This is a genomic window from uncultured Streptococcus sp., assembly GCF_963516575.1.
Taxonomy (GTDB): Bacteria; Bacillota; Bacilli; order Lactobacillales; family Streptococcaceae; genus Streptococcus.
Genome location: NZ_CAUQCP010000037.1, coordinates 1 through 21,365 on the forward strand (window position 1 = coordinate 1; position 21,365 = coordinate 21,365).

The following is a 21,365-nucleotide window of genomic DNA, read 5'->3' on the forward strand; positions in this document are numbered from 1 at the left end:
CTGTGTGAAAGAATCAGCGAAATTATTTCATCAGCTACATTCAAATACAATTTTGTATGAAGCAAAGGGCTATAATCACGGCTATTTATCAGCTTACCTGCCTTATGAGTGGATTGATTTGGTAGCGCCATTTTTAAAGAGTGACTCATTAGAAATGTGTAACGAATCAGATATGCCATAAGGGGGAATACCATGCTAGGAGCAATTATTGGAGATTTTGTAGGTTCAGTTTACGAATGGAACAATATCAAAACGAAGGATTTTCCTTTATTTCGGAAAGACTGTTTTTTCACTGATGACACGGTTTTGACCTGTGCTGTTGCAGAAGCAATTATGAATGGTGGACAAAAAGTCGACTTCATTGACGCGATGAAGAAATATGGCAGACTGTATCCGAATGCTGATTACGGTGCTCGGTTTAATGCATGGCTAAACAGCGATAACCGTGAGCCTTATAATAGCTTTGGGAATGGTTCAGCTATGCGTGTTTCTCCATGTGCTTGAGTCATGGACTGTGATGTCTATGAGAGAACCGGTACGTGGCCATCATCTAGATAACTTGCGAGTCTTTCTGCAGAGGTAACTCATAATCATCCAGAAAGTATTAAAGGTGCTATGGCTACAGCTGATGCTATTTTTCTGTGTCGTTATTACTTTGGAGGTTATTGTGGAGATTATGAGCAACCAATCAATGACAATCATACAGAGTGTAAAAGACAGATTAAGGATTATATAGAGAAGAACACAGCTACAATCTATCTCAAACTTTAGATGAAATCCGCCCTAACTATCGTTTTAACGAAACATGTCAAGAAACTGTCCCCCAAGCCATTATTGCTTTTCTTGAAAGTAGAGATTTCGAAGATGCAATAAGAAATGCCATTTCACTTGGTGGCGAAAGTGATACTCTCGCTGCAATAACTGGTAGCATAGTAGAGGCAGCTTACGGAATTCCTGATTGGATAAAGAATAAGACTTATTCTTACTTGGATGAACCCTTAAAGGCTGTAGTTAAATGATGGGAAAATAGAATAAAATCAGATTAATCTCCAATACGTGAGATTTTTCTTTTCTGTATTTTCATTGTATAATGGGAGTACATTTAGTTGCAATTGACGAAATATAAATATTTCTAATGAAAATTAAGGAGAAATTAATGAAAAAAGCAATGGTTATTATTAATCCTACTTCTGGTGGGGAAAAGGCTTTGGATTACAAAGAAAAGCTGGAGAATAAAGCCAAAGAATACTTTGAGCACGTGGAAACCAAAATTACCGAAAAAGCACTGGATGCAACCCATTTTGCTCAAGAGGCTTCTCATGAGCAGTACGATGCAGTGGTTGTGTTTGGTGGAGACGGGACAGTTAATGAAGTCATTTCTGGTATTGCTGAGAGAGACTACATTCCTAAGTTAGGAATTATCCCAGGCGGTACGGGTAACCTCATTACAAAACTGTTGGAAATCAATCAAGACATCGATGGCGCAATTGATGAACTGGATTTTGATTTAACCAATAAGATTGATATCGGTAAAGCAAATGACAATTATTTTGGTTATATTTTTAGTATCGGTTCTCTGCCTGAGGCGATTCACAATGTGGAGATTGAGGACAAGACAAAATTCGGTATTTTAGCCTATGCTGTAAATACCATGAAGTCCGTTATGACGGATCAGGTCTTTAACATTAAGGTTGAGACAGAAAATGGAAATTATGTTGGTGAAGCTAGCCATGTTTTGGTTCTCTTGACAAATTACTTCGCTGATAAGAAAATCTTTGAAGAAAACAAGGACGGCTATGCCAACATTTTGATTCTGAAAGATGCTTCAATATTCTCCAAATTATCCGTTATTCCTGATTTATTGAAAGGCGATGTTGTCGCAAATGATAATATCGAATATATTAAAGCTCGCAATATTAAAATCTCTTCAGATAGTGAATTGGAGTCAGACGTTGACGGCGATAAATCGGATAACCTACCTGTAGAGATTAAGGTACTGGGCCAGCATATTGAAGTATTTTCAAAACCGAAAGCGTAGAAGGTAAAAATTAGTTTATTATTCACAACGAAATTAAGTTCTATATCAACGATTGGAGGAGGAATGAATTCTCTATTTGATGAATTTCGAACAATTTGTTCTCATTTAAACCAAATCGGAATCACACCGACGCTCATGGGGTCCTTGGGTTTTGAATACCGTTCAAATGAAGAATGGAGGCCGTCTGACATTGACATTCATGTGCCTGGTGATCCTAGAGGTTGGGAAGCACCTGATCATCTCAGAATTTATGAGTGGAACAAGATAATGAAAGTGATGAAACACTTAGGCTATGCCTTAATAGATATTCATGAGCATGAATTCCAAAAAGATGGTCTTAGTGTTGAATTCGGAAGTATCGATTCTTTACCTGATTTTGCTGGAGTTTCGGAATCGGATATAGAGTTGATTCATCTCGAAAACATCACTTTTCGAGTTCCAAGTTTGGAACAGTTTTTAAGCATTTACAAGGCTTCTTCCCAAGATTCTTATCGAAATGAGCACAATAACAATAAAGATTTTAAAAAAATAGAGTGGTTGCAAAGATATTTGTAAATCATCATTTGAAAAGTAGCAAGTTGTAAGACTGGCTGCTTTTTTATTTATAGAACCAAACCACTAGAATCTACGGACAAGCATTGAAAATAAAATACGAAAGTAGTATACTAGAATCATAATTATGAAAACGTTTGCGTGAAATTTGAATTAAAAATTTAGGAGACAAATTGATGGAATTAAGTGCTATTTACCATAGGCCTGAGTCGGAGTATGCCTATCTTTATAAGGATAAGAAACTTCATATTCGGATTCGAACTAAGAAAGGGGACATTGAAATCATCAACTTGCATTATGGTGATCCTTTTATTTTTATGGAGGAGTTTTATCAAGATACAAAGAAAATGGCCAAGATAACTTCTGATGCCATCTTTGATTATTGGCAGGTTGAAGTGTCCGTTGACTTTGCACGTGTCCAGTATCTCTTTGAACTCAAGGATACAGAAGGCCAAAGCATTTTGTATGGCGATAAAGGGTGTGTGGAAAATTCTCTAGAAAATCTTCATGCCATTGGAAACGGATTTAAGTTGCCCTATCTTCATGAGATTGATGCCTGCCAGGTTCCTGACTGGGTTTCAAATACGGTATGGTATCAGATATTTCCTGAGAGATTTGCCAATGGAAATGCTCTATTAAACCCAGAAAGGACTTTAGACTGGGATTCCTCTATCACACCTAAGAGTGATGATTTCTTTGGTGGTGATTTACAGGGGATTATTGACCATCTGGATTACTTGCAAGACTTGGGTATTACTGGTCTTTATCTCTGTCCCATCTTTGAATCGACGAGCAATCACAAGTACAATACGACGGATTATTTTGAAATTGACCATCATTTTGGAGACAAGGAGACCTTTCGGGAGCTGGTCGAGCAAGCGCATCAGCGAGGTATGAAAATCATGCTGGATGCTGTATTTAATCATATTGGTTCGCAATCGCCTCAATGGCAAGATATTGTCAAAAATGGTGAACAGTCTGCTTATAAGGATTGGTTCCATATTCAACAATTTCCAGTGATGACTGAAAAACTAGCCAACAAGAGAGAGTTGCCTTATCATGCTTTTGGTTTCGAGGACTATATGCCTAAGCTAAATACAGCCAATCCAGAGGTCAAGAATTATCTTTTAAAGGTTGCGACTTATTGGATTGAAGAGTTTGATATCGATGCTTGGCGTTTGGATGTGGCTAATGAGATTGACCATCAGTTTTGGAAGGATTTTCGCAAGGCAGTTCTAGCTAAAAGGCCTGATCTTTATATCCTTGGAGAAGTCTGGCATACGTCTCAGCCTTGGCTAAATGGCGATGAGTTCCATGCCGTCATGAATTATCCTTTATCTGATAGTATCAAGGACTATTTCTTACAAGGAATTAAGAAGACAAACCAGTTTATCAATGAAATCAATGGCCAATCTATGTATTACAAGCAGCAGATTTCAGAAGTTATGTTTAATCTCCTAGATTCGCATGATACAGAGCGAATCTTGTGGACGGCAAATGAAGACGTTCAACTTGTCAAATCAGCCCTAGCCTTTCTCTTTTTACAAAAAGGAACACCGTGTATTTATTACGGAACCGAGCTAGCTTTGACTGGCGGTCCAGACCCAGATTGTCGTCGCTGTATGCCTTGGGAACGCGTATCAAGTGACCATGATATGCTGAATTTCATGAAGAAGCTAATCAAGATTCGCAAACACGCATCATCAACCATTCAGCATGGGAAGTATAGCCTAAAAGAAATCAAACCAGATCTAGTAGCTTTGGAATGGACATACGAAGAACAGGTTCTCAAAGCAATATTCAACCAATCAATAAAAGATTATATTGTCGAGAAAGAAGCGGAAGCAGTAACACTAGCAAGCAATTGTAAAGAATTGGAGAATCAGCTTGTCATCTCTCCGAAAGGATTTGCGATTTTTCATTAAAGAGCAATTATGAGCGAAAGGAAAGTTGTAGAATAGAGAAGATTTTACAAACAGACTATTTGTCGTCTTGCTACAATTGGTATATAATTTAACTTAGAGTAAATAGGAGGACTAATCGAATGGAATTAAAAGATTTTACAGAAAAAGAACAGGAAATGATTAAGAAGGGGCTCACAACGTCTAAGATTAGTGACAAGGAAACTGCTGAGAAAATTCTTGCACTCGTACCACAAGACTTGATTAAGCGAATCCCATTTTTCGTCAGAAAACATGCTACGACACGCACCATTAAACGCATTTCAATTGAACACGCTGAACTCTACGCTGCAGCTCAAACAAGTGGTGAAATTCCAGAAAAAGAACGCGAAGAATTGCGTCAGATTATCACGACTATCTTTGAACAAAAGATGAATAAGCATAGTATTAAGTAGAGAATGAAAAAATATTTTATTGGCGGTTTGGGAAGCAATGTCTATCATAGCAAGGATTTTCTTCAAGAGATAGATTCGCAGGTCTATTTTCTAAATCCATATGAAAAGCATCTTCGAGATGAAACAGAATTGAAATCATGGTTTAAAAAATCGATAGAAGAGGAAGAATCTATTTGTCTGATAGGTCATTCTCTTGGAGGAGATTTGGCTCGTTATCTCGCATCGGAATTTCAAGAAGTGAAAAAACTGATTCTTTTGGATGGTGGCTATCTAGATTTAGATAAGATTTTACCTTTAGATACAGAGTTAGAGGAAACTAAAAACTATATCAAATCTCAAATTGTTTCGGACTTAGATGTTCTTATTTCCAAAGAAAAATCCGAAGCAAAGCATTGGTCAGGAAATATGGAGAAAGCCGTAAGACAGTCCTATCACTGGAATGCGGAGTATAATAGATATGAGTTAGCTATAAAATATGAAAATATAGAAGCGATACTCAGCCTACGGAGGAAAATACAAGCTTTTAAGAGAGAAGTGGGAGATACCTTGTTTATCAGTCCTTGCTATTCTAATGAATCTACATGGAGAGAGGAAGCCCTAAAAGAATTGCCAGACTATTTTTATACTATTTTCCTAGAAAACGTTAGCCATGAGCTTTATACTGAAGCACCTAAAGAAATCGCTAGTATGATTAATGAGTGGCTCGCTTATTCTCAATGAGCTACTTGTATTACTTGAAATGGTATAAGATTTAAATCTACAAGTCACTAAGTCTCATATAACAAAAAACGAACAGACTCTTTTTCTGTCATTCAGAAGAGAACTTGTTCGTTTTTTCTTTTAAAACACGCGATATACGTATGGATTTTCTGGTTTATCGACTTTGGTAAAGCTGTCGATTTCCAAGGTTGGGAGGTTTTGTTTGAGTTCTTTATGGTAGTGATTGACCAGTTTTCCTTTGGCTGTAATCCAGGTGTTATTTTCATACTGACGAGTATTTCCCTTGGTCAGCAAACCATAGACACCAGAATCTGCGATACAGTGAATAATGCCGAAGCGGAACAGAAATTGGCTATTGGCATGACTGGGGTCGTTATAGACAAAGCCTGTGAACTGGACTGTCTTACCCTCAAACTCATCTGGATAGTCGTAGATGGCTTCCATGACTTCCATATAGTTTTCATTCGTGATCTGAATACTATCTTGGGACAAGTATTTATCCGCCGCAGTTCGCATTTCCTTTTCATAGGCTGATTTTGAAAAATAAGAACTGGTATCTGGTTTCAAATATTGGCTTGTCGTCCCTTCACTGGTCTGAATGGCTTGATCCGTGCCTTCTGATAAAGGGAAATGATAGCCTTTGGCAGAAACGGTCTGAGAATCCAAGCTAACAGTTGGAAAAGTTAAACCGACGACAATAGGAATAGCCAGAAGAGCAATACTCGTTACCTTGGCTAATCGGCTGTTCAGATGACTGTGGGTTTTGACTTGCTTCATCCAGATATACAATTGAACGATTGCCAAAGCAAAGGAAAGCACCATGGAAATATAGGCCAGATAGGAATAGTGCATGTTGATGTACTGGTTTAATTTGCCCGACAAATGGAGATAAATGGTCAGTTCAAAATAGCCAGCTAAAACTAAAAATCGAATCATAGGATGACTCCAATCAAGAGAGAATACACTAAGACGACAAGAGTCACAATTGTAATAAAGTGACTGATAAATCGTACTTTCAAGTAATTTTTCATCATGAGAATATTTTTAATATCCAGTATTGGGCCAATGACGAGAAAGGCCAGAACTGGTGCTAAGCCGAAACTCGAGAGAAGAGAAGCTCCGATAAAGGCATCCGCCTCACTACAGAGCGAAAGAAGAAAGGCCAAAAGCATCAAGAGCAGGATGGCAAAAAGAGGGGTTGCACTGATAGAGGTCAGAATCCATGTCGGAACGTAGACCTGTATAACAGAAGCAAAGAGACAGCCAAATACCAAATAACGCCCCGTATCAAAAAATTCATCAATTGCTTGCACAAAGACCTGAAAAACTTTTTTTACAGGACTCAAATGAGAAAAATCGTGCTCATGACAGGCCAAACGATTTTCTTTCTGAATCGGTTCTTGCCAGAAGAATCCTAAAAAAATCCCAAGTATCACAGCCACAACGATGGACCCTAGAGCCCGTAACAGAGCGACATGGAAGGAGTTGCCAAAGGCAGAATAGGTCGCAAAGAGAACAATGGGATTGATAACAGGTGCTGTCACAAGAAAGGGAACGGCTGTGTAACTGGGAACCTTTTTTTCCAGAAAACGATTGATAATGGGGACGATTCCACATTCACAAGAAGGGAAAAGCATCCCTACGAAGGTACCAAAAAAGATTCTCCCCCAACGATTTCGAGGGAGAAAATGATAAACCTTGTCAGGTGTGATATAAACCTCAATCAGTCCTGAAACAATACTTCCTATCAGAACGAAGGGTAGGGCTTCAATGATTATAGAGAGAAAAATAGCCCCAGTCTGAAGCACACTAGACGGGAGTTGTTGGAAAGCAGTCATCTAGTTTTTCTTTTCTGCTTTGGCTTTTTTCTCTTTGTCATCAGGGAAAGTGACTTGTTTCAAATCAGGGAGTTTCGCAAACTCTTCAAACATCTTGTCCAAGTCGTCCGTTTTTGTAAATTTTACAGCCATAGGTGTACCTCGATTCTAAATTCTACCTCTATTATACTATTATTTTGAGGAAAAGGGAAAAGTTAAAATTGAGTATCTAACGAATAATAGAGCTTGATATATCCTAATATACACCATGATTGTGATATAATAGTTGTGGAATAATAACGGAGGAAATGATGGAACACGAAAAAAATCGGTCAGGTTACCGATGAAGTAAAAAAATTTTTTGATATTGTTCTTGAAGCGAGCGACATAAAGGTCAACAAAGACGGTTTGAGAAGCCATATGATAAAACGCCATCACAATGATGTGATTCATCATATTGAAGACCTGGAACTCATACTAAGGAACCCAGATTTCGTCGGCATCAATCCACGAGAGAAAGACGCTAGTTTTGAATATGTTAAAAGATTTGATGATAATGTTCTTGTTGCCATCAAGTTACATAAAAGTGGAGATTTCTTTTATGTTCCGACCATGTATCGCTTGCAAGATTTCAAGTTACAAAATCGTATTAAATCTGGTAGATTGAGAAAGCTTGACAAAAAAAGCAGTTAGTGCTAGAATAGCATTAACGAAAGACATTTGAGGGCAGAAAGGTTCCTGCCGCACCTTGAAAAAGGTATCTGAGATGCTGGGGACACCGACCAGCCAAGTGTCCGTTATTTCAAAGGAGGGAGCTTAAATGCTCCTTTTTTGTTTAAAAATTTCAAAAAAGATTATCCCCACCGCAGGCTTAGGCTTGCGGTTTTTTATTTGCACTGAAAATTGATTCGTTAACTTCAACAAATAGTTTTATAAAGCGTTTTGTAAAAAATAAAAACAGTGAAATTAATCACTGATCCTTTTGTAAACTATTAGAATTAAATTGCAACCTTCTCAATGAATAGAATATTGAAATGAAGTAAATTTATTTCCCAACTTATGTTTTAAAATTGTAAGAGATAATTTGAATAAGATTGGCTTATGGTATAATAGATTCATGGATAAAAAATATGAAAAAATCTCCCAGGATTTGGGAGTGACGTTAAAGCAAATTGATACTGTTCTAAGTTTGACAGCAGAAGGGGCGACTATTCCCTTTATCGCTCGTTATCGCAAGGACATGACTGGTAGTTTGGATGAGGTGGCAATTAAGGCCATTATCGACTTGGATAAAAGCCTGACCAATCTCAACGACCGCAAGGAAGCTGTCTTGGCTAAGATTCAAGAACAAGGCAAGTTGACCAAGGAATTGGAAAAAGCTATCTTAGCCGCCGAAAAATTAGCAGACGTAGAAGAACTCTACCTTCCTTACAAGGAAAAGCGTCGAACCAAGGCAACCATTGCCCGTGAAGCTGGACTCTTCCCTCTTGCTCGCTTGATTTTGCAGAATGTAGCTGACTTAGAGAAGGAAGCTGAAAAGTTCGTCTGTGAAGGATTTGCGACTGGTAAGGAAGCCTTGGCTGGTGCAGTTGATATCTTGGTCGAAGCCTTATCGGAAGATGTGGCCTTGCGTTCCATGACTTATCAGGAGGTGCTGAGACACTCTAAACTCACTTCCCAAGTCAAGGATGAAAGTCTTGATGAAAAACAGGTTTTTCAGATTTATTATGATTTTTCTGAGACAGTTGAAAATATGCAGGGTTATCGTACCTTAGCCCTCAATCGTGGGGAGAAGCTAGGTGTCTTGAAGGTCGGTTTTGAACATGCAACGGACCGTATTCTTGCCTTCTTTGCAGCTCGTTTTAAGGTGAAAAACGCCTATATTGATGAAGTTGTTCAGCAATCGGTTAAGAAAAAGGTCTTGCCTGCTATCGAGCGCCGTATTCGTACAGAATTGACTGAAAAAGCAGAAGAAGGAGCTATCCAACTCTTTTCTGACAACCTGCGCAATCTCCTCTTGGTTGCTCCTTTAAAAGGGCGCGTGGTTCTTGGATTTGACCCAGCCTTTCGTACAGGTGCCAAGCTAGCTGTCGTGGATGCAACAGGAAAAATGCTGACAACTCAGGTCATTTATCCTGTCAAACCAGCATCTACTCGTCAAATCGAAGAAGCCAAGAAAGATCTGGCAGACTTGATTGATCAATATGGTGTGGAAATTATTGCTATCGGAAATGGTACTGCCAGTCGTGAAAGCGAAGCCTTTGTGGCGGAAGTTCTGAAAGATTTTCCTGAGGTTAGTTATGTCATCGTAAATGAAAGTGGTGCTTCTGTCTATTCTGCCAGCGAACTTGCTCGTCAGGAGTTTCCAGACTTGACCGTTGAAAAGCGTTCGGCTATCTCTATAGCCCGTCGTTTGCAAGATCCCCTTGCGGAATTGGTCAAAATCGATCCTAAGTCAATTGGTGTCGGTCAGTACCAGCACGATGTCAGCCAGAAGAAATTGTCTGAGAGTCTGGACTTTGTCGTGGATACCGTGGTGAACCAAGTCGGTGTCAATGTCAATACGGCCAGCCCAGCTCTACTTTCACACGTAGCTGGACTCAACAAAACTATCTCTGAAAATATCGTCAAGTACCGTGAGGAAGAAGGAAAAATCACTTCACGCGCCCAAATCAAGAAAGTTCCTCGTCTGGGGGCCAAGGCCTTTGAACAGGCAGCTGGTTTCCTTCGTATCCCTGAAAGTAGCAATATCCTTGATAATACAGGAGTTCACCCAGAAAACTATGCTGCAGTTAAAGAGCTCTTCAAACGCTTGGATATCAAGGACTTAAATGAAGAAGCACAAAATAAGCTTAAGTCCCTTTCTGTCAAGGAAATGGCGCAAGAGCTAGAGCTTGGTCCAGAAACTCTTAAAGATATCATTGCAGATCTTCTCAAACCAGGTCGAGATTTCCGTGATTCCTTTGACGCACCTGTGCTTCGCCAAGATGTCCTAGATATCAAAGACCTAGTGGTAGGTCAGAAGCTAGAAGGTGTAGTGCGTAACGTCGTTGACTTCGGTGCCTTCGTTGACATTGGAATTCACGAAGACGGTCTGATTCATATTTCCCATATGAGTCGCAAGTTTATCAAGCATCCCAGCCAAGTAGTATCCGTTGGTGATTTGGTAACGGTTTGGGTTAAGAAAATTGATACTGAACGTGAAAAAGTCAATCTGTCGCTAATCGCTCCAAATGAAACTGACTGATTACGTTAAGCAGGTTTCACTAGAAGACTTCAGCAGACCTTTTATCCATCATGCCCAGTGGAATAGGCGTCTACGTTCGACAGGTGGACGATTTTTCCCCAAAGATGGGCATTTGGATTTTAATCCCAAGGTTTATCAGGAACTGGGTTTGGATGTTTTTAGGAAAATTGTCCGCCATGAACTCTGTCATTATCACCTCTATTTTCAAGGGAAGGGCTATCAACACAAGGATCGGGATTTTAAGGAACTGTTGAAAGCAGTTGATGGATTACGCTTTGTACCGTCCTTGCCCAATAGTAACTCCAAGCCAATCAAGCTTTATCGTTGTCAATCCTGCCAGCAAACTTATCAGCGCAAGCGAAGGATTGATATCAAACGCTATCGCTGTGGAATTTGTCTAGGTAAATTGCTTCTGATAAATCAGCCTGAGGACTGATGAAAGCCGAGCCTACCCGTGATATACTATATCTAACCTAGCAGAAAGAGGAAATATCATGAATAGTAAATTTTATAAAATGAGACGAAATCGCATGATTTCAGGAGTTCTGGCAGGTCTGTCAGACAAGTGGAACTTTGATGTTACCCTTGTTCGTTTTCTGTTTGCCATTTTCACAGTCGCAAACTTTGGACTTGGCGTGATTATCTATATCATCCTAGCTTCTGTCATGCCAACCAAGGAAGAAATCGAAGCAGAAATGTATGGAACAGGCCCACGAAAACGCAAAGAAGCCCAAGCCATTGACGATAATGAAGGCTGGTTTTGGTGAGGTAAATAAGGAAATAAGCTTTGTTTTATAAAAGACAAGGCTTTTTTTCATCTTGTCAGAATCTATGCCTAAATGGTATAATAAGCGCATGAAACTATTTTAATGGATATTGTAGAACATGTTATACATTCTATTATGAAACTTATCAAGAAGAAAAAATTATAAATTTTAGAAAAAAAGGAGAAACTTTATGTTTGGACAAAATGTTACAAAATTGATTATTGTTTGCGATGATAAAACTCATGGATACGGTAATTATTTACGTCAACTTGTAAGTACAAATGATGATGAAGATAATTTAATTGTTGGCACAAAAGATGGTGCGATTGAAGTAGCTGTGTGGCTCGAAAAGGACTATCTAGCTAATATGGCAACTTTAACCTCTGAACAACATGTACTCTTTATTGGCGAGAATCAATCAAGTAAGAATGAAATATCAAGCATGGACATAAAATTTGAAAAATATGGAATGAAATATGGTTGGTTAGGAAAACGTGGGATGATGCTAGTATCAGAAGTTATTAGTCAACCAGAAACTTATGATGAATTTGTTGATTTTTGTCGTGGATATAAGTCTGACTTTGAAAAGATAGAATTTTCAAAATCACTTCCAGAGCAAGCTTTAGATGCAGTTAATGATGTCGTTGGTGGAAATAAAGCAGCTTTGATAGCAGGAGGTGCACTACTAGGTTTTTTGGCCCCTGGGATTACATTAGCTACTGGTGCAGTGCTAGGTGTTACTCAATTTCTTACAGGAACTGATAAAGAGAAAATCATGGATCAACAATACAGAGGTCTGACAGCTATACTATATATAGATGGATTATCTGAGTTCTTGGAGGGATAATGAATGGAAGGCTTTAGAGAAGGATACGAATTCTTTCAAAAGCACGCAGGTAATTTTGCAGGACATACTGCTGGTGTACATTATTTAGACTCTGTAGAATCAGAGATAAAGAAGTTGGTGAATAATCTAAATGAATTTGAATATAATGGTGCACGTATAGATACACTAAAGGGAGATGTTGCTGAGTTTTGGCATGCTGGGACTTTTAATATTAATGCAGCTATTAATTCTTCAAAAAACAGGGTACAAGTTGATCGTAGCCATGACTTTGGCTCTGCTGATATTACAGGAATAAACTTCGATGCTGAATTTGGTTTAAAATATTATAAAAATGGAGCATCCAGTGCAGAACAACAAGCTAAGAGTATTTTTCAACGTTTTAGCGAATATAAGTCTCAAGGTGGAAAAGATAGTTTAGATTTATATTTAGAGAAGAGTGGATACTCAGCAGACACAATTTTGAGTGATCCAGTTTATAAAGGACAGTATAGAGTAATTCCATCAGATCAGCTAAAAGAAGCTACTATGTTTTTAGAGCGAAAAATAAGAGAAGAAGCTGTAAAGCGACCGGAGCAAGTTCATCGCTATGAAGAAACTCTAAAATTACTGAGTGATAAAGTTAAAGATAATAAGGGGAATGAATCGATTGCTTTGTCGGAACAGGAAGCACGTGAACTTGCAAAATTGTCTAAAGAGGGTGGAGTAAATTCTAAGGATTTACACTTAACAACTGAAGAATTGATTAAGTATACCAATATCTTAAGACATGCGTATAAAGCTGGCTTAACTGCAGCAACCATATCAATGGCATTAAGAGTTGCTCCTGAAGTATTGAATGCCATAGCTTATCTAATTAAAAATGGAGAAATTGAAGAATGTCAATTCAAAAAGATAGGATTTGCGACTATTACAGGTGCAGGCGAAGGATTTGTAAGAGGTACAGTTTCAGCAGCGATTACAGCAAGTTGTAAGGCAGGGCTATGTGGTAGTGCAATGAAATCTATTGATCCATCAGTAGTTGGTGCAGTGACTGTATTAGTGATGAATTCAATGAAAAATTCGTATCAAGTCACTACTGGCAACATGAGTAGAGCTGAGATGGTTAATGAATTAATAAAAGAAATGTTTGTGACAACTTGTGCTTTATCAATGGGCTCTGTGAGCCAATCTCTGATTGAAATTCCTGTACTAGGATACATGATTGGTAGTTTTGTAGGATCGATAGCTGGTTCTGTAATTTACTCTTCAATATATAATCCAGTACTATCATTTTGTGTCGATTCAGGATTTACTCTATTTGGTTTAGTGGATCAAAATTACGAGTTGCCAGAAGAAGTATTAAAAGAAATAGGAATTGAAGTTTTTGAATATGAAAAGTTTGAATACGAACCGTTTGAATATGAGAAGTTTGAATACAAGCGATTTGAAGATGAACAATTTGAGTATGAGAAACTTCATACGATATTCCTAAGAAGAGGAGTTATAGGTGTAAATTGTGTAGGATATTTATAATACTTGGATTGGATGTCTTTTATAAGTACGAGTATATTTATAATTATATAAGATAATTTATTTCTATCCGAAATTATTTTTTTTAAGTTAGATCAGTCAATAACTATTAAATGCTAAAATAGAAACGCAAAGAAGCCCAAGCCATTGACGATAATGAAGGCTGGTTTTGGTGAGGTAGAAACAGTTATTTTACTGTTAATCTATGAATTAGACTAATCTATTTTAAAATTTTTGAACCCTTGTATTTGCAAGGGTTTTCTTCTTACTTTCTTTTTGTGGTAAAATATTTTTAATAAAATATCTACATTTCCCCCAATCTTACAAAAATGTAAGATTAAAGTCTCTTTTGTAAGGTTAGGTTATGGCAAGAGGTCTTTTTTTGATGTAAACTAGACTCATAAAGAACAAAGGAGTAACATCATGAAACAAATCTTACAGAAGAAAACAAGAAAACCAAGTCACAAAGATATCGAGCGTATTCAACTGGGATGCGCTATGATGCAAGCAACATTTCATTTGATGGGATATTAAGAAAGGAGATTCTCATGACACTTTTAGATGTAAAACACGTTCAAAAAATTTATAAAACTCGTTTTCAGGGCAACCAAGTAGAAGCCCTCAAGGATATTCACTTTACCGTGGAAAAAGGTGACTATGTTGCCATTATGGGTGAGTCTGGTTCTGGTAAATCCACTCTTCTCAATATCCTAGCTATGCTGGATAAACCAACTCGTGGGCAGGTTTACTTGAATGGAACTGACACCGCAACCATTAAAAATTCACAGGCTTCTAGCTTCCGTCGTGAAAAGCTAGGATTTGTCTTCCAAGACTTTAACTTGCTAGATACTCTGTCTGTTAAAGACAATATCTTGCTTCCTCTTGTCTTGTCAAGAAGACCCATTACGGAAATGATGAAAAAATTGGTGGTGACAGCTGAGAATCTAGGCATCAACCAATTACAAGAGAAGTACCCTTACGAGATTTCTGGTGGTCAGAAACAGCGTGTAGCAGTAGCCCGCGCCATCATCACAGAACCTGAAATTCTCCTTGCGGATGAGCCAACAGGAGCCCTTGATTCCAAGTCATCTGCAGCCTTACTTGATGTCTTTGATGAAATCAATGAGCGCGGCCAAACTATTCTCATGGTAACTCACTCAACGGCAGCAGCCAGCAGAGCCAAGCGTGTGCTCTTTATCAAAGACGGCATTCTTTACAACCAAATCTATCGTGGAGAGAAGACAGAACGTCAGATGTTCCAAGAAATTTCTGATACCTTGACTGTCATGGCAAGCGAGGTGAATTAGTATGTTTCGATTAACCAATAAGTTAGCGGTATCGAACTTGATTAAAAACCGCAAACTCTACTATCCTTTTGCGCTGGCTGTTCTCTTGGCAGTTACTATCAGCTATCTATTTTATTCATTAACTTTTAATCCTAAAATGGCAGAGATGCGGGGTGGATCTTCTATTCAATTTACCCTACAACTAGGTCTCATCGTAGTGACACTTGCATCTGCCATTATCGTCCTCTATGCAAATAGTTTTGTCATGAAAAACCGTTCCAAGGAACTAGGGATTTATGGCATGTTGGGCTTGGAGAAACGTCATCTAATCAGTATGACCTTTAAGGAGTTAGTGGTATTTGGAATTTTAACTGTTGGAGCAGGGATCGGTATTGGAGCCTTGTTTGACAAGTTGATTTTCGCTTTCCTACTCAAACTGATGAAATTGAAGGTAGAACTAGTCGCTACCTTCCAGATAAAAGTTGTCATTACAGTACTTCTTGTCTTTGGTTTGATTTTTCTAGGCCTCATGTTCCTGAATGCCCTTCGAATCGCCCGTATGAATGCCCTTCAGCTCTCACGTGAGAAAGCAAGCGGAGAGAAAAAAGGCCGTTTCCTACCTTTCCAAACGATTCTTGGTTCCATTAGTTTAGGGATTGGCTATTATCTTGCCCTTACTGTAAAAGATCCTCTTACAGCCTTAGCAACCTTCTTCATAGCTGTTTTGCTGGTTATCTTTGGGACCTATCTCTTGTTTAATGCAGGAATTACCGTTTTCCTTCAAATCTTAAAGAAAAATAAGAAATATTATTACCAGCCTAATAACCTCATCTCTGTTTCCAACTTGATTTTCCGTATGAAGAAAAATGCGGTTGGACTAGCAACCATCGCTATTTTGTCAACAATGGTTTTGGTAACCATGTCAGCAGCGACAAGTATTTTCAATGCCTCAGAAAGCTTTAAAAAAGTTCTAAATCCTCATGATTTTGGGGTTTCAGGGCAAAATGTTGAAAAAGAAGATTTGGACAAACTCTTGAGCCAGTTTGCAAGTGACAAAGGTTATAAGATTAAAGAGAAAGAAGTGCTTCGTTACACTTACTTTGCTGTTGCGAATCAAGAAGGAAATAAGTTAACACTTTTTGAAAAAGGACAAAATCGTGTCCAACCCACAACAGTTTTCATGGTATTTGACCAAAAAGATTATGAGAATATGACTGGTCAAAAACTGTCTCTATCAGGAAATGAGGTCGGACTCTTTGCAAAGAATGAGGGAGTTAAAGAACAGAAAGCTCTAACTCTAAATGATCATCAATTTTCTGTCAAAGAAGAATTTAATAAAGATTTTATTGTCAACCACGTTCCAAATCAGTTTAATATTTTGACTGCTGATTACAATTATCTTGTTGTACCTGATTTACAAGCCTTTTTGGACCAATTCCCAGCTTCGGCTATCTATAATCAGTTTTACGGTGGCATGAATGTAAATGCCAGCGAAGAAGAACAACTCAAGGTCGCTGACGAGTATGATAAATACCTCGATCAGTTTAATGCTCAATTAAACACGGAAGGTAGCTATGTTTACGGTAGTAATCTATCAGATGCTAGTACTCAGATGAGTGCCCTCTTTGGTGGTGTCTTCTTTATCGGTATTTTCCTATCCATTATCTTTATGGTCGGAACCGTTCTGGTCATCTACTACAAACAAATTTCTGAAGGATATGAAGACCGTGAACGCTTTATTATCTTGCAGAAAGTTGGTTTAGATCAAAAGCAAATCAAGCAAACCATTAACAAACAGGTTTTAACTGTTTTCTTCCTTCCTTTGCTTTTTGCCTTCATACATCTAGCCTTTGCCTACCATATGCTTAGTCTGATTTTAAAAGTGATTGGTGTAATAGATACGAATATGATGTTGATTGTGACCTTGTCTATCTGCGCTATCTTCCTTATCGCTTATGTGCTGATTTTCATGATTACTTCAAGAAGTTATCGCAAGATTGTGCAAATGTAAAAAAAGATACCTCGACTTCAAAATCGAGGTATTTCTTGTATACTAAATGCTGAAAAGTTGTCCTAGCAAGAAGGTAACTCCCATAGTTAAGAGACCAATAGCAAGGTTCCGAATCATAGCTGTTTTGGTAGGTGCTTTTCCAAGTCTAGCACTTGTGTAGCCAGTCACCAAGAGTGAGAGTCCTACAATCAGGACAGTAGCAGGGATGCGGTAACCACTTGGGAAAATAGTCACTGACAGCATTGGTGGTAAGCTACCAAGGAAAAAAGAAATAAAGCTAGAGATGGCAGCATGCCAAGGATTGGTAAACTCTTCATACTCAATCCCATATTTTTCCTCTACCAAAGCCTTGAGCGGATTATTTAAAAAGGCTTTGTTGGTGAGAAGTTGGGCTGATGTTTCACACTCGCCATTTTGAATATAGGCAGCATAGAGGGACTTTTTGGCTAGTTCCATATCTTGGTCTAGCAAGACTTGCTCACGCGCAACGGCTGCTTCCTCGGTATCTTTTTGAGTTGAAACAGACACATATTCTCCACCCGCCATTGAAAAGGCACCAGCTAAGATAGCCGCAAAACCTGATAAAAAGATAATCCAGATATTGCTTGTAGCACTGGCAACCCCAATAACTACACCAGCAATGGAAATAATTCCATCATTGGCACCAAGAACGCCCGCACGCAGGATATTTAAACGACCTGCAAAATTTGAATCGATTTCGTGATTTGTTTCTGACATACTATTCTCCTTTTTATCCAGTATAAAGGAAACAGATAATGAAATCAATTTTTTAAAAGTATCTGAAAAAAGTTGCACGATTTTAATGATATAAAAATGTCGACATATTCTCTAATAGATCAAACACTGAAGGTAAAGAGTATAGAATGGCATAAAAAATTTAAAATTAAATATGATAATCATTTTGTTCACGTTATAATCGTTTACAAGAAAAGATTTATTGATATTTTTTACATAAACCAAAGAGTTTACGAACATATTTTTGTTTTTTATCAAAAAATGCTTTACAAGTTCTTAAAAACATGTTATAGTAATAAAGCTTAGAAAATGAGATGATGTTTTCTAGCAAATATAAACCCGAGTAAAAAATGCCTACGGACAGGCAGGGTTGAATGCCGAAGCGTGGTTGAAAAACCACATTATTGATAGGGTTAAAAGCCTACTTTTATAAGTTGATGTTAGGACACTTGTCCTAATTCATAAATTTTTAGTGTGGTGAAAGCACACGTCATCTTGTGAAACGATCAATAAAGTACGTAATATTTGCTACTAGAGAGTTAGGAAACATCGGGAACAGACATACTCAACAGAAACAAACATAAAAACGTCAGAAGATTGCAGAGCAGGTGAAAACCTGCTCTTTTTTCATGAGTCAACCTTTGGTCGCCTTCGTCTTCTTGAGGCGCTATAAATACGGTAAAGGAGTATGTCTTGAAAGAGTTAGATCAAAACCAAGCCCCAATTTATGAGGCTTTGGTGAAGTTACGCAAGAAAAGGATTGTTCCCTTTGATGTTCCAGGTCACAAGCGTGGACGGGGAAATCCAGAACTTGTCGAACTGTTGGGAGAAAAATGTGTAGGCATTGATGTCAATTCGATGAAACCCTTGGATAATCTTGGTCACCCCATTTCGATTATTCGGGATGCGGAGGAATTGGCTGCGAATGCTTTTGGAGCTAGCCATGCTTTTCTCATGATTGGTGGAACAACTTCATCGGTGCAGACTATGATTCTGTCAACCTGCAAGGCAGGAGATAAGATTATTCTGCCACGAAATGTCCATAAATCTGCTATCAATGCGCTGGTTCTATGTGGTGCCATTCCCATCTATATCGAGATGAGTGTGGATCCTAAGATTGGTATCGCTTTAGGTCTTGAAAATGACCGAGTAGCACAGGCTATAAAGGACCATCCAGATGCCAAGGCCATTTTGATTAACAATCCCACTTACTACGGCATCTGTTCAGACCTAAAAGGGTTGACAAAAATGGCTCATGAAGCTGGCATGATGGTTTTAGTAGATGAAGCCCACGGAGCGCACTTACATTTTACTGATAAACTTCCAATTTCTGCTATGGATGCAGGGGCTGATATGGCAGCAGTCTCCATGCATAAGTCTGGTGGGAGTTTGACCCAAAGTTCGCTTCTTTTAATCGGGGAGCAGATGAATCCTGAATACGTTCGTCAGATTATCAATCTTACCCAGTCAACATCTGCCTCTTATTTGTTGATGGCTAGTTTGGATATTTCGCGTCGCAACTTGGCTCTTCGCGGTAAAGAGTCTTTTGAGAAGGTTATTGAGCTATCCGAGTACGCTCGTCGTGAAATCAATGCTATCGGTGGCTACTATGCCTACTCAAAAGAGTTAATAGATGGTGTGTCGGTATGTGATTTTGATGTAACCAAGTTGTCAGTTTACACTCAGGGTATTGGCTTAACAGGTATCGAGGTTTATGATCTCTTACGAGACGAATACGACATTCAGATTGAGTTTGGTGATATTGGTAATATCTTAGCCTATATTTCGATTGGTGACCGCATCCAAGACATCGAGCGCTTGGTTGGTGCTTTAGCAGATATCAAGAGACTCTATTCACGAGATGGGAAGGACTTGATAGCTGGAGAATATATCCAGCCCGAGTTGGTCCTTTCTCCTCAGGAAGCCTTCTATTCAGAGAGAAGAAGTTTGTCTTTAGACGAATCTGTTGGACAAGTCTGTGGAGAATTTGTTATGTGTTACCCTCCAGGGATTCCTATCTTGGCTCCTGGTGAACGCATTACACGAGAAATTGTCGATTATATCCAATTTGCCAAGGAACGTGGTTGCTCCCTCCAAGGGACGGAAGATCCAGAGGTCAATCACATCAACGTCATTAAGAGAAAGGAGAACTAGATGGATTTATGGTTTTCTGAAGTTCATACTCCAGATGTGAAATTATCCCTGAGAACAGCCAAGCAACTCTACGCTGGTAAAAGTGAATGGCAGGATATCGAAGTCTTGGATACGCCAGCTTTTGGAAAGATTTTGATTTTAAATGGGCATGTTTTGTTCTCAGATGCGGATGATTTTGTCTACAATGAAATGACCGTCCACGTTCCCATGGCTGTCCACCCAAATCCTAAGAAAGTCTTGGTTATTGGGGGTGGTGACGGAGGTGTTGCCCAAGTATTAACACTTTATCCTGAACTGGAGCAAATTGATATTGTGGAACCAGATGAGATGCTGGTCGAGGTCTGTCGTGAGTATTTCCCGGACTTTGCTGCGGGGCTAGATGATCCTCGTGTTACCATTTACTATCAAAATGGGCTACGCTTTTTGCGAAACTGTGAAGATGACTACGATATTATCATCAACGATGCGACAGATCCATTTGGCCATACGGAGGGACTCTTTACCAAGGAATTTTACGGCAATAGTTATCGAGCTCTAAAGGAAGATGGTATCATGATCTACCAGCATGGAAGTCCCTTCTTTGATGAGGATGAGTCAGCTTGTCGAAGCATGCACCGCAAGGTCAATCAAGCCTTTCCAATCAGTCGGGTTTATCAGGCCCACATTCCAACCAGTCCTGCTGGCTATTGGTTGTTTGGATTTGCATCGAAAAAATACCACCCTGTCAAAGATTTTGACAAGGAAGGCTGGAAAAAACGCCAGCTTTTCACAGAATACTACACTGCAAACTTACACGTGGGAGCCTTTATGTTGCCCAAATATGTTGAGGACATTTTAGAAGAAGAGGAAGGAAAAAAATGAGTCGTTTACTAGTTATTGGATGTGGGGGCGTTGCCCAAGTTGCTATTTCAAAGATTTGTCAAGATAGTGAAACCTTTACAGAGATTATGATTGCTAGCCGTACTAAGTCAAAATGCGATGACTTGAAAGCGAAGCTAGAAGGCAAAACAAGTACAAAGATTGAGACAGCAGCTCTTGATGCTGATAAGGTTGAAGAAGTGATTGCCCTGATTGAAAGCTACAAACCAGAAGCTGTTTTGAATGTAGCTTTACCATATCAAGATTTAACCATTATGGACGCTTGTTTGGCAACAGGTGTTCACTATATCGATACGGCCAACTACGAAGCAGAAGACACAGAAGACCCTGAGTGGCGTGCTATCTACGAAAAACGTTGTAAGGAACTTGGATTTACAGCCTACTTTGACTACTCATGGCAATGGGCTTATCAGGAGAAATTCAAAG

The 21,365-nt window shown here is 38.8% G+C and carries 20 protein-coding genes and 2 pseudogenes; 18 read left to right on the forward strand and 4 right to left on the reverse strand.

Features of this window, described 5'->3' with window-relative positions:
- The 7 genes and pseudogenes from RWM06_RS07270 to RWM06_RS07300 all read left to right on the forward strand — a co-directional run.
- A pseudogene (locus tag RWM06_RS07270) lies at nt 1–181 on the forward strand (alpha/beta hydrolase); the annotation flags it as partial.
- A gap of 11 nt (nt 182–192) precedes the next feature.
- Nucleotides 193–1,019 (forward strand): annotated as a pseudogene (locus RWM06_RS07275) (ADP-ribosylglycohydrolase family protein).
- Between the two features lie 137 nt (nt 1,020–1,156).
- Nucleotides 1,157–2,038, forward strand: a complete 882-nt coding sequence (locus RWM06_RS07280) for a diacylglycerol kinase family lipid kinase (RefSeq protein ID WP_313970640.1) — start codon at nt 1,157–1,159, stop codon at nt 2,036–2,038.
- Nucleotides 2,039–2,101: 63 nt separating this feature from the next.
- Entirely contained in the window at nt 2,102–2,593 is a 492-nt protein-coding gene (locus RWM06_RS07285) for a nucleotidyltransferase domain-containing protein (protein ID WP_313970641.1), read from the forward strand.
- Nucleotides 2,594–2,766: 173 nt separating this feature from the next.
- Nucleotides 2,767–4,515, forward strand: a complete 1,749-nt coding sequence (locus RWM06_RS07290) for a glycoside hydrolase family 13 protein (RefSeq protein WP_313970642.1) — start codon at nt 2,767–2,769, stop codon at nt 4,513–4,515.
- A 119-nt stretch (nt 4,516–4,634) separates the two neighbouring features.
- Entirely contained in the window at nt 4,635–4,946 is a 312-nt protein-coding gene (locus tag RWM06_RS07295) for a hypothetical protein (RefSeq protein ID WP_313970643.1), read from the forward strand.
- Between the two features lie 3 nt (nt 4,947–4,949).
- Nucleotides 4,950–5,666 (forward strand): alpha/beta hydrolase, encoded by a 717-nt coding sequence (locus tag RWM06_RS07300; protein WP_313970644.1) that lies wholly within the window; start codon nt 4,950–4,952, stop codon nt 5,664–5,666.
- 120 nt (nt 5,667–5,786) lie between these two features.
- Here RWM06_RS07300 and RWM06_RS07305 read toward each other — a convergent pair whose 3' ends face one another.
- The 3 genes from RWM06_RS07305 to RWM06_RS07315 are packed head-to-tail and all read right to left on the reverse strand — an operon-like array spanning nt 5,787 to nt 7,636.
- Nucleotides 5,787–6,602: a TIGR03943 family putative permease subunit gene (locus RWM06_RS07305; RefSeq protein WP_313970645.1), complete on the reverse strand. Its 816-nt coding sequence runs from the start codon at nt 6,600–6,602 to the stop codon at nt 5,787–5,789.
- Nucleotides 6,599–7,504, reverse strand: coding sequence for a permease (locus RWM06_RS07310; protein ID WP_313970646.1), 906 nt, complete (start codon nt 7,502–7,504; stop codon nt 6,599–6,601). The genes RWM06_RS07305 and RWM06_RS07310 overlap by 4 nt, the downstream gene beginning before the upstream one ends.
- Nucleotides 7,505–7,636 carry an SPJ_0845 family protein gene (locus RWM06_RS07315; RefSeq protein WP_004234728.1) on the reverse strand — a complete coding sequence of 44 codons (132 nt, stop codon included), beginning with the start codon at nt 7,634–7,636 and terminating at the stop codon, nt 7,505–7,507.
- 213 nt (nt 7,637–7,849) lie between these two features.
- Here RWM06_RS07315 and RWM06_RS07320 point away from each other — a divergent pair, with 213 nt between their 5' ends.
- The 8 genes from RWM06_RS07320 to RWM06_RS07355 all read left to right on the forward strand — a co-directional run bounded on the left by RWM06_RS07320 (nt 7,850) and on the right by RWM06_RS07355 (nt 17,150).
- On the forward strand, nt 7,850–8,176 hold the full coding sequence (locus tag RWM06_RS07320) for a PBECR2 nuclease fold domain-containing protein (RefSeq protein ID WP_313970653.1): 327 nt from the start codon (nt 7,850–7,852) through the stop codon (nt 8,174–8,176).
- A gap of 424 nt (nt 8,177–8,600) precedes the next feature.
- Nucleotides 8,601–10,730, forward strand: coding sequence for a Tex family protein (locus RWM06_RS07325; RefSeq protein WP_313970654.1), 2,130 nt, complete (start codon nt 8,601–8,603; stop codon nt 10,728–10,730).
- The gene (locus RWM06_RS07330) at nt 10,717–11,166 is read left to right on the forward strand and encodes a SprT family protein (protein ID WP_313970647.1); all 450 of its coding nucleotides are present in this window, start codon (nt 10,717–10,719) and stop codon (nt 11,164–11,166) included. The genes RWM06_RS07325 and RWM06_RS07330 overlap by 14 nt, the downstream gene beginning before the upstream one ends.
- A gap of 58 nt (nt 11,167–11,224) precedes the next feature.
- Nucleotides 11,225–11,497, forward strand: a complete 273-nt coding sequence (locus RWM06_RS07335; protein WP_001085048.1) for a PspC domain-containing protein — start codon at nt 11,225–11,227, stop codon at nt 11,495–11,497.
- 190 nt (nt 11,498–11,687) lie between these two features.
- Nucleotides 11,688–12,344 carry a hypothetical protein gene (locus tag RWM06_RS07340; RefSeq protein WP_313970648.1) on the forward strand — a complete coding sequence of 219 codons (657 nt, stop codon included), beginning with the start codon at nt 11,688–11,690 and terminating at the stop codon, nt 12,342–12,344.
- Nucleotides 12,345–12,347: 3 nt separating this feature from the next.
- Complete coding sequence (locus RWM06_RS07345) at nt 12,348–13,856, forward strand: hypothetical protein (RefSeq protein WP_313970649.1); 1,509 nt, start codon at nt 12,348–12,350, stop codon at nt 13,854–13,856.
- Nucleotides 13,857–14,401: 545 nt separating this feature from the next.
- Nucleotides 14,402–15,160: an ABC transporter ATP-binding protein gene (locus tag RWM06_RS07350; RefSeq protein WP_000173372.1), complete on the forward strand. Its 759-nt coding sequence runs from the start codon at nt 14,402–14,404 to the stop codon at nt 15,158–15,160.
- 1 nt (nt 15,161) lies between these two features.
- Nucleotides 15,162–17,150 (forward strand): ABC transporter permease, encoded by a 1,989-nt coding sequence (locus RWM06_RS07355; protein ID WP_313970650.1) that lies wholly within the window; start codon nt 15,162–15,164, stop codon nt 17,148–17,150.
- Between the two features lie 42 nt (nt 17,151–17,192).
- On the opposite strand, the gene RWM06_RS07360 is transcribed toward RWM06_RS07355, so the two are convergent.
- The gene (locus RWM06_RS07360) at nt 17,193–17,888 is read right to left on the reverse strand and encodes a VIT family protein (protein ID WP_313970651.1); all 696 of its coding nucleotides are present in this window, start codon (nt 17,886–17,888) and stop codon (nt 17,193–17,195) included.
- A 711-nt stretch (nt 17,889–18,599) separates the two neighbouring features.
- Between RWM06_RS07360 and RWM06_RS07365 the strand changes: the two genes are divergently transcribed.
- The 3 genes from RWM06_RS07365 to RWM06_RS07375 all read left to right on the forward strand — a co-directional run.
- Nucleotides 18,600–20,060: an aminotransferase class I/II-fold pyridoxal phosphate-dependent enzyme gene (locus RWM06_RS07365; RefSeq protein WP_313970652.1), complete on the forward strand. Its 1,461-nt coding sequence runs from the start codon at nt 18,600–18,602 to the stop codon at nt 20,058–20,060.
- Nucleotides 20,061–20,921 (forward strand): polyamine aminopropyltransferase, encoded by an 861-nt coding sequence (speE, locus tag RWM06_RS07370; RefSeq protein ID WP_000366713.1) that lies wholly within the window; start codon nt 20,061–20,063, stop codon nt 20,919–20,921.
- On the forward strand, nt 20,918–21,365 hold a 448-nt coding region (locus RWM06_RS07375; protein ID WP_235788069.1), incomplete at its 3' end, for a saccharopine dehydrogenase NADP-binding domain-containing protein. The genes speE and RWM06_RS07375, both read left to right, overlap by 4 nt.